Source organism: Sulfuritalea sp., assembly GCF_031426875.1.
In the GTDB taxonomy this organism is placed as follows: Bacteria; Pseudomonadota; Gammaproteobacteria; order Burkholderiales; family Rhodocyclaceae; genus Sulfuritalea.
The window spans coordinates 151,637-165,347 of sequence record NZ_JASJPC010000003.1; the positions used below are offsets into that span (position 1 = coordinate 151,637).

At 65.3% G+C, this 13,711-nt stretch carries 12 protein-coding genes; 8 read left to right on the forward strand and 4 right to left on the reverse strand.

The window, feature by feature from the left end:
* Positions 1 to 97: 97 nt before the first annotated feature.
* Positions 98 to 868, reverse strand: coding sequence for a zinc-dependent peptidase (locus RMO95_RS01655; protein WP_310448844.1), 771 nt, complete (start codon positions 866 to 868; stop codon positions 98 to 100).
* The gene (locus RMO95_RS01660) at positions 865 to 1,794 is read right to left on the reverse strand and encodes a DMT family transporter (RefSeq protein WP_310448845.1); all 930 of its coding nucleotides are present in this window, start codon (positions 1,792 to 1,794) and stop codon (positions 865 to 867) included. Before RMO95_RS01660 ends, RMO95_RS01655 begins: the two co-directional genes overlap by 4 nt.
* Between RMO95_RS01660 and RMO95_RS01665 the strand changes: the two genes are divergently transcribed.
* Both RMO95_RS01665 and RMO95_RS01670 read left to right on the forward strand, forming a co-directional pair.
* Positions 1,793 to 4,009: a bifunctional (p)ppGpp synthetase/guanosine-3',5'-bis(diphosphate) 3'-pyrophosphohydrolase gene (locus RMO95_RS01665; protein ID WP_310448846.1), complete on the forward strand. Its 2,217-nt coding sequence runs from the start codon at positions 1,793 to 1,795 to the stop codon at positions 4,007 to 4,009. The two genes, RMO95_RS01660 and RMO95_RS01665, sit on opposite strands and share 2 nt — an antisense overlap.
* Positions 4,010 to 4,071: 62 nt before the next feature.
* Positions 4,072 to 5,211, forward strand: a complete 1,140-nt coding sequence (locus RMO95_RS01670) for a diguanylate cyclase (protein WP_310448847.1) — start codon at positions 4,072 to 4,074, stop codon at positions 5,209 to 5,211.
* Here the strand turns inward: RMO95_RS01670 and RMO95_RS01675 are convergent.
* Complete coding sequence (locus RMO95_RS01675; protein ID WP_310448848.1) at positions 5,208 to 5,978, reverse strand: metallophosphoesterase family protein; 771 nt, start codon at positions 5,976 to 5,978, stop codon at positions 5,208 to 5,210. The two genes, RMO95_RS01670 and RMO95_RS01675, sit on opposite strands and share 4 nt — an antisense overlap.
* Positions 5,979 to 5,993: 15 nt before the next feature.
* Positions 5,994 to 6,755: a glutamate racemase gene (murI, locus tag RMO95_RS01680; protein WP_310448849.1), complete on the reverse strand. Its 762-nt coding sequence runs from the start codon at positions 6,753 to 6,755 to the stop codon at positions 5,994 to 5,996.
* 191 nt (positions 6,756 to 6,946) lie between these two features.
* Here murI and RMO95_RS01685 point away from each other — a divergent pair, with 191 nt between their 5' ends.
* The 6 genes from RMO95_RS01685 (at position 6,947) to RMO95_RS01710 (ending at position 13,646) form a co-directional block, all read left to right on the forward strand.
* A complete protein-coding gene (locus RMO95_RS01685; RefSeq protein WP_310448850.1) occupies positions 6,947 to 7,111 on the forward strand; it encodes a hypothetical protein in 165 nt (54 codons plus the stop codon).
* 31 nt (positions 7,112 to 7,142) lie between these two features.
* Positions 7,143 to 8,051, forward strand: coding sequence for a cation diffusion facilitator family transporter (locus RMO95_RS01690; RefSeq protein WP_310448851.1), 909 nt, complete (start codon positions 7,143 to 7,145; stop codon positions 8,049 to 8,051).
* Between the two features lie 288 nt (positions 8,052 to 8,339).
* A complete protein-coding gene (locus RMO95_RS01695; RefSeq protein ID WP_310448852.1) occupies positions 8,340 to 9,365 on the forward strand; it encodes a TRAP transporter substrate-binding protein DctP in 1,026 nt (341 codons plus the stop codon).
* Between the two features lie 71 nt (positions 9,366 to 9,436).
* Positions 9,437 to 11,410, forward strand: a complete 1,974-nt coding sequence (locus tag RMO95_RS01700; protein ID WP_310448853.1) for a TRAP transporter large permease subunit — start codon at positions 9,437 to 9,439, stop codon at positions 11,408 to 11,410.
* Complete coding sequence (locus RMO95_RS01705) at positions 11,407 to 12,543, forward strand: serine hydrolase domain-containing protein (protein ID WP_310448854.1); 1,137 nt, start codon at positions 11,407 to 11,409, stop codon at positions 12,541 to 12,543. Before RMO95_RS01700 ends, RMO95_RS01705 begins: the two co-directional genes overlap by 4 nt.
* Before the next feature lie 95 nt (positions 12,544 to 12,638).
* Complete coding sequence (locus RMO95_RS01710) at positions 12,639 to 13,646, forward strand: helix-turn-helix domain-containing protein (RefSeq protein ID WP_310448855.1); 1,008 nt, start codon at positions 12,639 to 12,641, stop codon at positions 13,644 to 13,646.
* The last annotated feature ends 65 nt before the right edge of the window (positions 13,647 to 13,711 follow it).

Below are 13,711 nucleotides of genomic sequence, written 5' to 3' on the forward strand. Positions count from 1 at the left end.
GGGCGGACCGTAGGGCGGACTTCAGTCCGCCATCCACCCCTGGCCGACTGAAGTCGGCCCTACAGCGTCATCCACCCCCGGCCGGCTGAAGCCGGCCCTACGGGCGGGCCGGTCCGGCGGCGGCAGGGTCCTGGCGATAGAACTGCGTGAACTGGCGATACACCTCCGGGTACTCGTCGGCCAGCAACTGCGGCGTCTCGAAGAAGGCTTCGCTGGCGACGGCGAAGAACTCGGCGGGCCACTCGGCGCCATAGGGATCGAGCGGTGTTTCCTCACCGTCATCGACGCGCCGCCGGAAGTCCTCGAAGGCCTGGCTCATGACCGCGATCCAGCGCTGTCGCGACATGCCGGCATGCAGCGGCGGCATGCCATCGGCGTCGCCGCTCTTCATGTCCAGCTTGTGGGCGAATTCGTGGATCACCACATTGATGCCGTCGGCTTCCTCGGCATGGTCGAACCAGGAGATCAGCACCGGGCCGCCGTACCAGGCCTCGCCCATCACGTCGTCGTCGAACTCATGCACCACGCCGTCCTCGTCGATCATCCGCCGCGGAATCAGGAAATCGCCGGGATAGACCACGATGCCGACCCAGCCGGCATACCAGTCGAGGCCGAGGTGCAGGATCGGCAGGCAGGCCTGCAGTGCAATCGTCAGCTGGATGCGCGGCGTCAGCGGCAGCCCCTGCGCGCCGCTCCATTGCTTTTCGGCAATGAAGCGGCGTGCCAGTTGGCGCAGCCGGCTGCGTTCATCGGGCGTCAAACGGTGAAGAAAGGGCAGGCCGGCCTCGACCTCATGCCACAGCGATTCGCGGATGTCGAGCCGTTCAGCGCGGCGCTGCCGCCACCATGCCAGCAGCTTGCGTATCATCCGATGCGCCGCGTGTTGAGCCAGATCCCGGCGAAGATCAGGCCGATGCCGGCAGCGTGATAGGGGGCCGGCGTCTCGTCGAGAAAAATCATCGACAGCACGATGCCGAAGGCCGGCACCAGATGCATGAACAGCCCGGCACGCGCCGCGCCGACTTCGGCGACACCGCGATTCCACAGGATGTAGCCGAGGAAGGCGGGGAATACCCCCGTATAGACTATGCCGGCAATGGCGCCCGGCGTTGGGATCACATGGCGGCCCTGAGCCATTTCCCAGAGATAGAAGGGCAGCAGGAAAATCAGGCCGGTGACGCTGATCGCGGTGAGAAAGGACAGCGGGTGCACCGGCGGCCGGCGCGACAGCAGCAGGGTATAGGCCGACCAGGCCAGCACCGAGGCGAGGATCCAGAGGTCGCCGACGTTCAGCGTGAGTTCCCGCAGGCGCTGCAGTTCGCCGTGGGCGACGATGGCGAGCACGCCGACGAAGGAAACCAGGATGCCGGCCAGCTCGCGGCCGTGCAGGCGCTTGCCGGTCAGCAACCAGGAGATCAGCACGATCATGATGGGGATGAAGGAATTCAGCAGCGTGCCGTTGATCGCGGTGGTGTATTGCAGGCCGCCGTAGACCAGCACGTTGTAGCCGCCGGTGCCCAGTGCGCCGAAGAACAGCAGCCAGGGCCAGGCGGCGCACAGTTGCGGCCAGTCGCGCCGCACCTGGGGCAGGGACAGCGGCAGCAGGCAGAGCAGGGCCACTGCCCAGCGCCAGAAGGACAGGGCGACCGGCGGCAGCTCGCCGCGAAAGGCGCGGCTGACGATCCAGTTGCCGGCCCAGAACAGGTTGGCCAGGGTCAGCAGCAGGTAGGGGGAAAGTTGCGGCAGCTTCTTCATGGAATCGGGATTATGCACGGCGTGGGATAATTGCCCCATGGTCTCCGTAGTGCATTCCCTGCAGCCGTCGAGCGGCGAAGCCGAAACGCTGTCGCGCCTCTGTGTCGGCCTTCCCGTCGAAGCGGCGGCGCGCGCCGCCGCGGCGCTGGCGCTGGCCCGCGACGTTTATGGCGACAAGGAGCTGGGTACCGGCGAGGCCATCCTCCAGCATGCGCTGGGCATGGCCCTGATCGTGGCGTCGCTCGACCTCGATGCCGATGCGCGCATCGCCGCCCTGCTGTTTGCCGCCAGCGATCATGTGCCGGATAGCGACGAACGCCTGAAAGTTGGCTTTGGCGACACGGTGGCCGGACTGGTGGCGGGGCTGCACCGGCTGGGCAGCCTGCGTCCGCTGACGCGCGCGGCGGCGGGCGGCGGCGCGGCAGGCGAGGGCGCGGCCGAGCCGCGGGTCGACGTCAAGGCCCAGGCCGAGATCCTGCGCAAGATGCTGCTGGCCATGGTCGATGACATCCGCGTGGTCATGCTGCGGCTGGCGAGCCGGGTGCAGACGCTGCGCTTCCTCAACGTGCGGCCCGGCCCGCTGCGCGACGAAATGGCCAGGGAGAGCCAACTGATCTACGCGCCGCTGGCCAACCGGCTCGGCATCTGGCACGTCAAGTGGGAACTCGAAGACCTGGCCTTTCGCTACCTGGAGGCGGATACCTACAAGCGCATCGCCCGAATGCTCGATGAAAAGCGCACCGAGCGCGAAGGCTTCATCGACCAGGCCGTGGCGCGCCTGCAGGCAGAGCTGGCGGCTTCCGGCGTGCGCGCCGAAATCTACGGCCGGCCCAAGCACATCTACAGCATCTGGAACAAGATGCGCGGCAAGGACATCGACTTTTCCGAAGTCTATGACGTGCGCGCAGTGCGCATCATCGTCGATGAAGTCAAGGACTGCTACACGGCGCTGGGCATCGTGCACCACCTGTGGCAGCCGATTCACGGCGAGTTCGACGACTACATTTCCCATCCCAAGGGAAATTTCTATCGCTCGCTGCACACCGCCGTGGTGGTCGAGGACGGCCGTTCGCTGGAGGTGCAGATACGCACCCGCGAGATGCACGAGCATGCCGAACTGGGCGTCGCCGCCCACTGGCGCTACAAGGAATCCGGCAAGTCGGTGAAGGCCGGCGGCGCCTATGAGGACAAGATTTCCTGGCTGCGGCAGTTGTTGTCGTGGCGCGACGAAATCGCCGATTCGGCGGAGTGGGTGCAGCAGTTCAAGCGCGCGGCGCTGGACGACACGATCTATGTGCTGACGCCGCAGGACAAGGTCATCGACCTGCCGCGCGGCGCCACGGCGCTGGACTTTGCCTATCGGCTGCACACCGATCTCGGCCATCGCTGCCGGGGCGCGAAGATCGACGGCCACATGGTGCCGCTCAACACCGCGCTCGCCAACGGCCAGCGTGTGGAAATCGTCACGGTCAAGAGCGGCGGGCCGTCGCGCGACTGGCTGAACCCGGCGCAGGCTTACCTGGCCACGCCGCGCGCGCGGTCCAAGGTCAAGCAGTGGTTTGCGGCCCAGGATGAAGCCGAACTGCTGGCACAGGGCCGCAGCCTGGTGACGCGGGAACTGCAGCGCGAGGGACAGACCCAGTCCAATCTCGACGAACTGGCGGTCAAGCTCGGACTGAAGAGCGCCGAGGCGCTGTTCCTTGCCGCGGCGCGCGGCGAGATCGGCATGCGGGCGATCGACACGGCCTTGCGCGGTGGCGCCGAGCCTTTGCCGCCCGAGCCGGAAATCCAGACCAAGAAGAGCCGCGCCGGCGACAGCCGGATCCTGGTGGTCGGCGTGGACAAGCTGCTGACCCAGGTCGGCACCTGCTGCAAGCCGATGCCGCCGGACGCCATCGTCGGCTTTGTCACGCGCGGCAAGGGCATCTCGATCCACCGTGTCGAATGCATCAACTTCCGCAACATGGCGGCACGCAATCCGGAGCGCGTCATCGGCGCGGAGTGGGGCGAGCAGTCCGGCGCGGTCTATCCGGTCGACCTGGTGGTCGATGCGGGGGACAGGCAAGGACTGCTGCGCGACATTTCCGACGTGCTGTCGCGCGAGAAAATCAATGTGACGGCGGTCAGGACGCAATCCCGGGGAGGCATTGCCCACATGAGCTTTGTGGTTGAATTATCAGAGAAAGGCATTCTCCAGAGAGTGTTATCCTTGCTGCGCGAGGTGCCAGGTGTCATTCGCGCCGAACGACGCTGAGAAATCGCCAGCACGAGCCGGGTGTCTGTGATCTTGGAGAGGGTCGGAATCTGAATTCGAGCATGTTCGTCAACGCAAGGCCGCATCGCTGGGCAGTGGCCAGCGGATACCGGGTACGCATTGCCGCCTTTGTCCTGATCGGCGCGCCGATCGGTCTGCAGCTGTATTCGCAAGGCCATGGCGCGGTGCTCTGGGCCTTGTTCGTGCTGCAATTCCTGGCCTATCCGCATGTGCTGCACTGGCTGACGCGCAAGGCCTGGATCCGCGGCTGGACCGAGTTCAACAACATGCTGGTCGACTCCGTGTTGTGCGGCGCATGGGCGGCGGGCCTCGGCTTTCCGCTGTGGATCAGCGTGGTCCTGTTCGTCGCCAACCTGCTGAACCACACCATAACGCGCGGGATCTCCGGCGTCCTGACCTGCTCCGCGACCTTTGTCGGCGGCGCGCTGGCGTCCACCGCGGTGATTGCATTCCATGTGTCAACGGATACCGGCGGCCTGGTGACGCTGGCATCGATCATCGGGCTGGCCGTTTACCTGTCGCTGATCGGTGTCGAGTTCTTCGCTTATGTCGACCAACTGCACCAGGTCCAGGACACGCTGGATAGCCAGAAGCAGACGCTCGAAAATGCCAACGCGATGCTGCACGCGCAGATCGGCAAGATCAACGACTTGCAGGAAAAGCTCCACGACCAGGCCAATCGCGATTCGCTGACCGGTCTCTTCAATCGCCGCTACCTCGAAGGCACGCTCGAGCGCGAACTGGCGCGCTGCAAGCGGGAAGCCGTGCCGCTGTCGATGCTGATGATCGACATCGATCATTTCAAGAGCGTGAACGACACCCATGGACATCAGGCCGGCGACGAGGTGTTGCGGGTTTTCAGCCTGCTGCTGCTGGAGAATGCCCGCGCCGAGGACATCGTATGCCGCTACGGCGGCGAGGAGTTTCTGCTGGTGTTGCCGAAGATGCCGCTGGACATCGCCCGCGACCGCGCGGCGCAGTTGCTGCAGCTGTTTCAGGAGCAGGTGGTGTCGTTCGGCGACTTGCGGCTGCAGACCACCATCTCGATGGGGATTGCCGCAACGCCGGAGCATGCGGACACGGCAGACGGGCTGATCCGCTGCGCGGACGACGCGCTGTATCAGGCGAAGCGGGCGGGCCGCAACCGGGTGATGGTGTTCGACGCCATGCCGACCGACTAGGTCGGCATGGCCGCTGCGATACCGGCATGCGGCGCAACGTAGCCGTGGCACAGCAGGTGTTCCCAGTCGGGACGCCCGTGCGTTCGAGCCACGGCGGCCATGCTGCGGTGATCGTAGGGAAGCGCAATCAGTTGCGCATTCCAGCGGCCCTCCCGGTTTTCGATGATGGCATAGCGCGCGTCCGGGGCTCCGTTCTCGACGGCGTGATATACCGGCAGCTCGTCGTCCCAGGCCGGCTGGCCGACGCTGCCGGGATTCACCAGCATCTGTCCGTTGGCCGTGCGCAGCATGCGTGGCACATGGGTATGCCCGCAGAGGACGACGTCGGCGGTGTTTGCGCCGAGGCGGCGACGGATTTCATCCTCGGCCGCCATGCGCAGCCGGCCCGGCTCCAATGATTCGAGGAAATATTCGGCGTCGAGGGCCGGCGTGCCATGGCAGATGAAGACCTCGTCGCTCCATGCGCGGCAGTGGGGCAGGGAGGCTATCCAGGCCAGTTCCGCGGCGCCGAGCTGGGCGCGGGCATAGGCATCCGACGGATCGGCGCCTTGCGGGCTCAGCGTGAGGATCTGCCGTTCGTGGTTTCCCGCCAGTTGCACCCAGTCCTGCGCCATCAGGAAGCGCGCGGTTTCCAGCGGTAGCAGCGGCCCCGAAAGGCTGTCGCCGAGATTGACCACGGCGTCGACCGCGCGCCGCCTGAAATCCTCTACAACAGCCTCCAGTGCGGCGAGGTTGCCGTGGATGTCGGAGAGCACCGCGAGGCGCATGGCGGCCAAGCTATCCTAGGCGATCCGGCTTGCGAGCCGGCCCAGATGCAGGCGCGGCAGGGCGGCGCGCAGGCGTTCCGGATGCGCCGAGGCGTGCAGTTGCAGGCGGCCGTCGCCCTGGGCGAGGCGGCCGGCCAGACGTTGCGTCTGACGCGCCACCGCCGCCGCGACATCGACCAGTTGCGCGCGCGTGCCGACGACCTCGCGCAGCAGCGGCGCCAGAAAGCTGTAGTGCGTGCAGCCCAGCACGATGCGGTCGACCCCCTGTTCCAGCAGCGGCTCGACACGGGCGCGGACGTCCGTCGCCAGCGCCGGATCGTCGAGCTGCAGCATTTCGACATGCGTGGCCCAGCCGGGGCAGGGCTCGACGAAGACCTCGACCTGGCCGGCATGGTCGCGAATCAAGTGCCTCAGGCGCTGGCTGTTGGCGGTCGCCTCGGTGACCAGCACGGCGATACGGCCGCTTATGCTGTCCTGCGCCGCCGGTTTGATGCCGGGTTCGACACCGACCACGGGAATGCCCGGATGGGCGGCGCGCAAGGCCTGCACTGCGGCGGCGGTGGCGGTATTGCATGCCACCACCAGCAGTTCGCAGCCCTGCGTCGCAAGATAGTCGCCGATGGCCAGCACGCGGCACTGGATCTGCGCTTCGCTCTTGTTGCCGTAAGGGACGTGGGCGGTGTCGGCGAAATAGGCGAAGTCGGCCTGCGGCAAGGCCTCGACCAGCGCCGCCAGCACCGAGAGGCCGCCCAGGCCGGAATCGAAGACGCCGATCATGATGTTCTGGGAGGGAAAGGTTTGGCAGTTCGCGGGACGGTGGCGATCATCGGTGGGCAATCGAGTAGTTACAGGGGGTAGTTTCAGCAAGGGCGCGTGCAGTTTACCGTGGTCGGCCTGGCTGCGCGGTTAAGCGCCCCTTAAGCGCAAGCGGGCATACTGATTGTCGTCAACCCACAGGAGTCATTCAAATGTCCCGATCCCCGAACTTCGCCAGGAGACTGGTCGCCGTCATTGGCGGCGTGTTGCTCGTCGTCGCAAGCGTGGCTTTCATCACCATTCCCTATGCGCTCGGCGCTCATCCCGGGGAAGCCGTTGTGATGGGAGCAAACCAGCCTTATTTCCATGCCAGCTGATTCGCATCAAGGCTAGAATCGCAGCCAACCCGTGCTGCCGGAATCCCTGAAACGCTACGCCTGGCTGTCCATCGCGGCGGCGCTGGCCACCATACTGCTGAAAGGCGTGGCGTGGCGGCTGACCGGCTCGGTCGGGCTGTTGTCGGATGCCATCGAGTCCTTCGTGAACCTTGCCGGGGCGCTCATGGCGCTCTGGATGCTGATTGTCGCCGCATTGCCGGCCGACGAAGATCATCCTCACGGCCACGGCAAGGCCGAATATTTCTCCAGCGCCTTCGAGGGCTTCCTGATCCTGCTGGCGGCCCTCAGCATCGCTTATACGGCGCTCGCGCGCCTGCTGAGTCCCCAGCCGCTCGAAGCGGTCGGTATCGGGTTGGCGGTGTCGATGGCCGCCTCCGTCATCAATTTCGCCACGGCCCGCGTTCTGATGCGCGTCGGGTGCGAGCACCGCTCGATCACGCTTGAGGCCGACGCCCATCACCTGATGACCGACGTGTGGACCTCCGTCGGGGTCATTGCGGGTGTTGGCCTGGTCTGGCTGAGCGGCTGGCTCTGGCTCGATCCGGCGATTGCGCTGCTGGTTGCCGCGAACATCGTCTGGACCGGCTGGCAACTCATGCGGCGTTCCGCCGCCGGCCTGATGGACGCCTCGCTGCCGGTCGCAACGCTGGATCAGATCGAGGCGCTGCTGGCCGGGTATCGCCGCCAGGGCCTGGACTTCCATGCCCTGCGCACGCGCCAGGCAGGCAGCCGCACTTTCGTGACCCTGCATGTCCTGGTGCCTGGAAACTGGACGGTGCAGCAGGGTCACGACTGGGCGGAGCGCATCGAAGCGGACATCTGCGGCGTACTGCACAACGCGCATGTCACCACGCATCTGGAGCCCATCGAAGATCCGCTGTCCATGAAAGACCAGGCGCTCGACCGACCGCCGTCCTGAATTCCGATTCGACGCACCGGCGACCGGGCGAATGTCTGCCGCGTCCCACCAGAGGACGCCTGCCACAAAGCGGCTCGCATCAATGGCTATTTGGGCAGCAGCGCATCCGCAACCTCGGTCGAGGAATAGTCCGACTGTCCGACCTGATCCACGTTCAGTGGACGAAATGGTCGAAAGCAATCCAATCCATGGCTGTGTCAAGAGATGGCAGCGGCAGGGTTAAGCGGCACCCGCGGCCGCTGCCTACACTGCACTTGGATGTTTTCACCAACCAAAGGAGACACTGTGATGAAACGCTGGATTCAACACATCAAGACAGTCGCCGCCGCGGGTGCGGTAGGCCTGCTGATGAGCACCTTGACGGCGCATGCCGCGCCCGACGTCAAGTGGACGCTGGCCTACCTGCCGGTGCCAGGCTCAACCTACCACGAGATCGCCAACCATGTGTCGCAGCGCATCGCCAAGGCCACGCAAGGCCGCATGGAGATCACCGCCAACGGCTCGCTCATCGCCGGAAACCGCATGCTCGAAGCCATACGCGATGGTGAAGTGCAGCTGTCCATGCCGCTGTTGGGCTACTACACCGCGTCGCAGCCGCTGTTCGCACTGCTCACGCTGCCAGGTATCTCGGAAAGCCTGGAGTCCATGAACCGCATGATGGCGGGCGAATACGGCGCAGCTATCACCGCCACGTTGGCCAAAGACTACAAAGCCCAGCCCGTGTTCACTGGCGCGTTCTGTCCGCAGACCCTGTTTTCCACCGTGCCCATTCGCACCACGGACGACTGGAAGGGCAAGCGCATTCGCGTCAATAATTCAGGCACCGCCTTGATCGCAAATGAACTGGGGGCCAAGCCGACCTCGCTGGCCGCCGGTGAGGTGCTGCCGGGCCTCCAGCGTGGTGTGATCGACGGCGTGATCACCGACAGTTGCTGGGCCTACCAGGCGGGTTTCCACACCGCCGTCAAGTACGCTGCCGACTGGCAGCTCGGCTCCGTGACACCGTTCCAGATCGTGGTCTCGCAAGAAGCCTGGGCGCAGTTGCCGAAGGACTTGCAAGCGCAGGTCGCTGGCGAACTCAAGGCCATGGAAAAAGAGCTCAATGCCGACTGGAGTGCCAAAACAGCCAAGATGCCCAAGCTCTGGCGTGACAAAGGCGTAGATTTCCACAGTGTGGACGCGGCGGAGAAAAAGCGCGCGCAGTCCGACCAGTACTCCAGGCCCGCGTTCGAGGTCTGGTACAAGGCTGCGCAGGCCAAAGGCATTGATGCACGCCAATGGGAAGCCAACGTACGCAAACAGTTGGGCCAGTGATGGCCGGGGCGCAGGACGCCACAGCGTCCGGCGCTCGCCCCGCGTTCGGCGCGCATGCGCTGGTGAGGGGCGTGTCGCGCTGGCTGGGTATCGGCGCGGTGCTCGCAATGCTGCTCATAATGGTCCGGGAGATCGTCGGGCGCACGCTGTTTAACCTGCCCACCACCTGGGCCACCGAGTATTCGGGCTACCTGGTGGTGGCCATCACCTTCCTGGGCGCCGCAGCGGTGCAACTGGCCGGCGCCCATATCCGCGTTACGCTCTGGCTGGACTGCCTGGTCACGCCTCGACGCGAGCGCGTCGAGGCCAGCATCGCCTGGGCCGCGCTGCTGGTTTACAACATCGTAGGCTGGCGCGTGGTGGACTTCGTTCACCGCGAATTCACCGCCGGTACCCGCGACTGGGGGCTGGACAGCACACCCTTGTGGATACCGCAAAGTATCATGGCCGCGGGTAGTCTGGGCTGGACGCTGGCGTTGGCGATTCAGGCCATGGCGCACGGGCGCGCGACGGCAGGCCGGCGACTCGCCGCCGCTCTGGTGCTTTGGCTGCCGTTGCTGGCGCTGCACGCGGCCACGCTGGGCTGGTTGCCGCTCAAGCTGTCTGCCGCCCACGGTGTGTGGCTGCTGGCCGGCAGCACCGTACTGGCCGGCGCGCTGTGCTCGGGTGCTCGCTTGGCAATCGGGTTGCTGGCGGTGCTGGCGCCGCCGGCGCTGGCCTTCGCTGCATCGGCTGGTGCAGCGCTGGCGGTCAAGGGCCTGGTGCTGATACTCGGCATGCTCTACCTGCTATTCGCCGGCCTGGGTGTGGCCCACGTCATGGGCCTCCTGGCCACAATTGGGCTGATGGGCTGGCTGCCAGTGCCGCTGCTGCGCGTGCTCGGCGAACGCTCGTGGAATGCGACCAACTCGTTCGAGATGTCGGCCATTCCCATGTTCGTGCTGATGGGAGCTCTGCTGGTCAAGAGCGAGGTCTCGAGTGAAATGTTCCATGCCATGCGCGTGCTTTTCGGCCGCGTGCGCGGGGGGCTTGCCTATGCCGCCATCGGCGCGGCCGGGCTGTTCGCCGCCGTCTCCGGCTCCAGCCTGGCCACCGCCGCGACGATGGGCAAGGTTGCCGGCCCTCATATGCAGTCCGAGGGCTATGACAAGCGCCTGACCTACGGCGTGCTGGCCGCCGGCGGCACGCTCGGCATCATGATCCCGCCCAGCGTGGCGATGATTGTCTACGGCTCGCTGGCGAGCGTACCGATTACCCATTTGTTCATTGCCGGCGTTGTTCCGGGCCTGACGCTGATGGCGCTGTTCGCGCTGGTGACCTGGCTGTGGCTGCTGCGCTACCCGCAGGCCGCGCCGACCGGGCGCAGCTATACGTTCGCCGAGAAATTCTCGGCGTCAAGAGGCGTCTTGTCCTTTGCGGTTCTAATGGTCGCCGTGCTGGGTTCGCTCTACGCAGGCTGGGCCACTCCGACCGAAGCCGGAGCGCTCGGAGCACTGGTGGCGCTGCTACTGTGCAAACTTCGCGGCGCGCTGAGCCGCCAGATCGTCGTCGAAGCGCTGGAGGAGGCGGTGCTGGTCACGAGTTTTCTGCTGGTGATTGCCGCTGGGGTATCGCAGTTGAGCTATGTGATGGATTCCCAGAACATGGCCGGCAGCCTGGTGCAGTCCATCCGCGGACTGAACCTTCCAGCACCCTTGCTCATGGCCATGATCGTGCTGTTCTACCTGGTGCTGGGCATGTTCGTCGAATCGATGTCCATGGTGCTCATGACGCTGCCCGTGATGCTGCCGCTGATCGCGGCCGTAGGCTGGGATCCGCTGTGGTTCGGCGTGGTGCTGGTCCTGATGGTCGAGATCGGCCTCATCACTCCACCCGTGGGCATGATCCTGTTTATCCTGGAAGGCGTGTCTGGCGGCAAGGCCAATCTGCGCGACATCTCGGCGGGTGCCATGCCTTTCGTCGTCATCATGCTGCTGGCGACGGCGCTGTTCTACGCCGCACCGTCGCTCGTGACCTGGCTGCCTGGCCTGATGGTGCGGCAATGACGGCCTCTGCCGCGCTCGCCGGCCGGCGGCTGCGGAACCTGGGCGACTTCATCGAAGGCGAGGTCAACCAAGGCCTCGTCCCCGGCGCCGTGGTGCTGGTGACACAGGCCGGCCAGACCATATATGAAGCGGTGATCGGCTACAGTCAGCCAGTCGAGCGCACCCCGATGCGGCGCGACGCGGTGTTCTGGCTGGCGTCAATGACCAAGCCGGTCACCTCGGTGGCGGCCATGATGCTGATCGAGGCCGGTCAGCTCGGTCTGCACGATCTGGTACGGGACTATCTGCCGGCTCTGCGCCACCGGCCCGAAGAGCCACCTATCAAGGTACTCGACCTGCTGCGCCACACCTCTGGTCTGCCCTACGGCGCCCCCGATGTGTCGCCGCTGCACGCTCTGTACCACCAGGCGAAGCTGTTCGACATGACGCAGGACAACGCCGAACTGGCGGAAAAGATTGCCCGGCTGCCGCTCCTGAGCCCACCGGGGACGATGTTCGAGTACGGAATGTCCACCGATGTGCTCGGTCGTCTGATAGAGGTCGTCTCTGGCCAATCGCTGGCTGACTTCATCGGTCAGCACATCAGCGGACCGCTGGGGCTGGCAAGTTTCGGTTTCTCGGTAGGCGAAACGGACCGTGAGCGAATCGCCTGGCCGCTGCCCGGTGACGACACGACGCTGGCGCCGCCGCCTTTTCCGGCGGTGCGCTGGTGTGCGGGCGGCTCTGGCCTGTGGGCTACGGCGCAGGACTACACTCGCTTTGCCCGCATGCTGCTCGGAGAAGGCGAACTCGACCGGGTTCGCCTGCTCGCGCCGCTGACGGTACGTCTGATGACGCGCAATCACCTGCCCGAGGGCGTGCGCTTCGGACCTAGCGTAGAGGCGCTGGAAGCTACTGCACCCTTGCCCGAGCTTGGTCAAGGCTTTGGACTGGGCGTCATGGTCCGGACCAAGGCAGACGCAAATCCCGTTCCGGGCGCCGTGGGCGATTTCGGCTGGCCCGGCCTCTCCGGCACCACGTTTTGGGTCGACCCATCGCGGCAGCTCGTTGCGGTGCTGATGATGCGCTCCACCCGCCACCGGCTACGCTATCGCACCTTGTTTCGGGAATACGTATACGGCGCGTTGGAATAGACGGGCGCCCCGGCACCGACAAGGATATCCCCGCGGTGTTGCGATCCGGACTCTGGCTCTGCTACAGTGGGCACGCAGTTCAATTCGGCGCGCCCATGACCATCATAAACTTCGAAACTAGCCACCTCGCACCCCAGCGCCGTTTTGCCGCATGGCAGGACACGATGATCGTGGCCTTCGGCCCGATAGCAGTGACCTCGACCGACAGCAACTTCTACGGCCGGCTGCGTTCCGAGAACCGCGGCACTTGGTGCTCGCATCTGCTGCACTACAAGGGCCAGCAACTGCAGCGCAGCCGTTACGACGTCGAGCGACTCGAAACCGATTACTACACCCTGACTTGCCCTTTTAGCGGCCGGCTGCGCGTGCGCCAAGATAACCGGGAACACGTGCTCGACCCAGGTCATATCTACCTGTTCAACCATGCCGTACCTTACAGCGGCGTGCCCGACAACGAATACGGCACCGTCAGCGTTGCGTTCCCGGCTGCCGCGCTGCGCCAGCGAGAACGTCGTCCCCAGCCGCTGTACGCGCTGCGCCGCGACGACCCGCGCCAGACAGGCAGCATAGCGCTGCTCGAATCCTTCTGTCAGGCGTTTGTCAGCGGCTTTTCAAGCTGGAGCGAAATCCAGTTCAACTGCCTGAGCGAGCAGATGCTCGATCTGATCGCGTTGTTGGTTCTGGAGCCCACGCACGCAACGCAGGGGGAGGGCGACACCCGTTTCCGGCATCTGTGCCGGGCGCGCCATTTCATTGCCGGCCATCTGCACGACCTGTCGCTGACGCCGGCCAGCGTGGCTGGCGGTTGCGGACTGTCTTTGAGTTACCTGTACGAGGTGTTCCGCGCGCACGACCTGTCGGTGGAGCAGCACATCCTGCAACTGCGTCTGGAGCGTTGCCACGCTATGCTGCAAGCGCCTCGGCACAGCCATTTGTCGATCACCAGCGTGGCCTATATGTGCGGCTTCTCGCACCCCTCGCATCTCAGTCGAAGCTTTCGCAAGCGCTACGGCGTGAGTCCGAGTGACGTACGCGCGCGGGCGACTTCATTGTCAAGCCCTGGAATCCGGATACCTTCCGTGCCACCCCGCTGCAACAGCTAAGCAAGGACTTTGGGAAGGGGAATGTCCTTGTTCCGAGAGCTTGCAACGGACGGGTGAACGGCAAT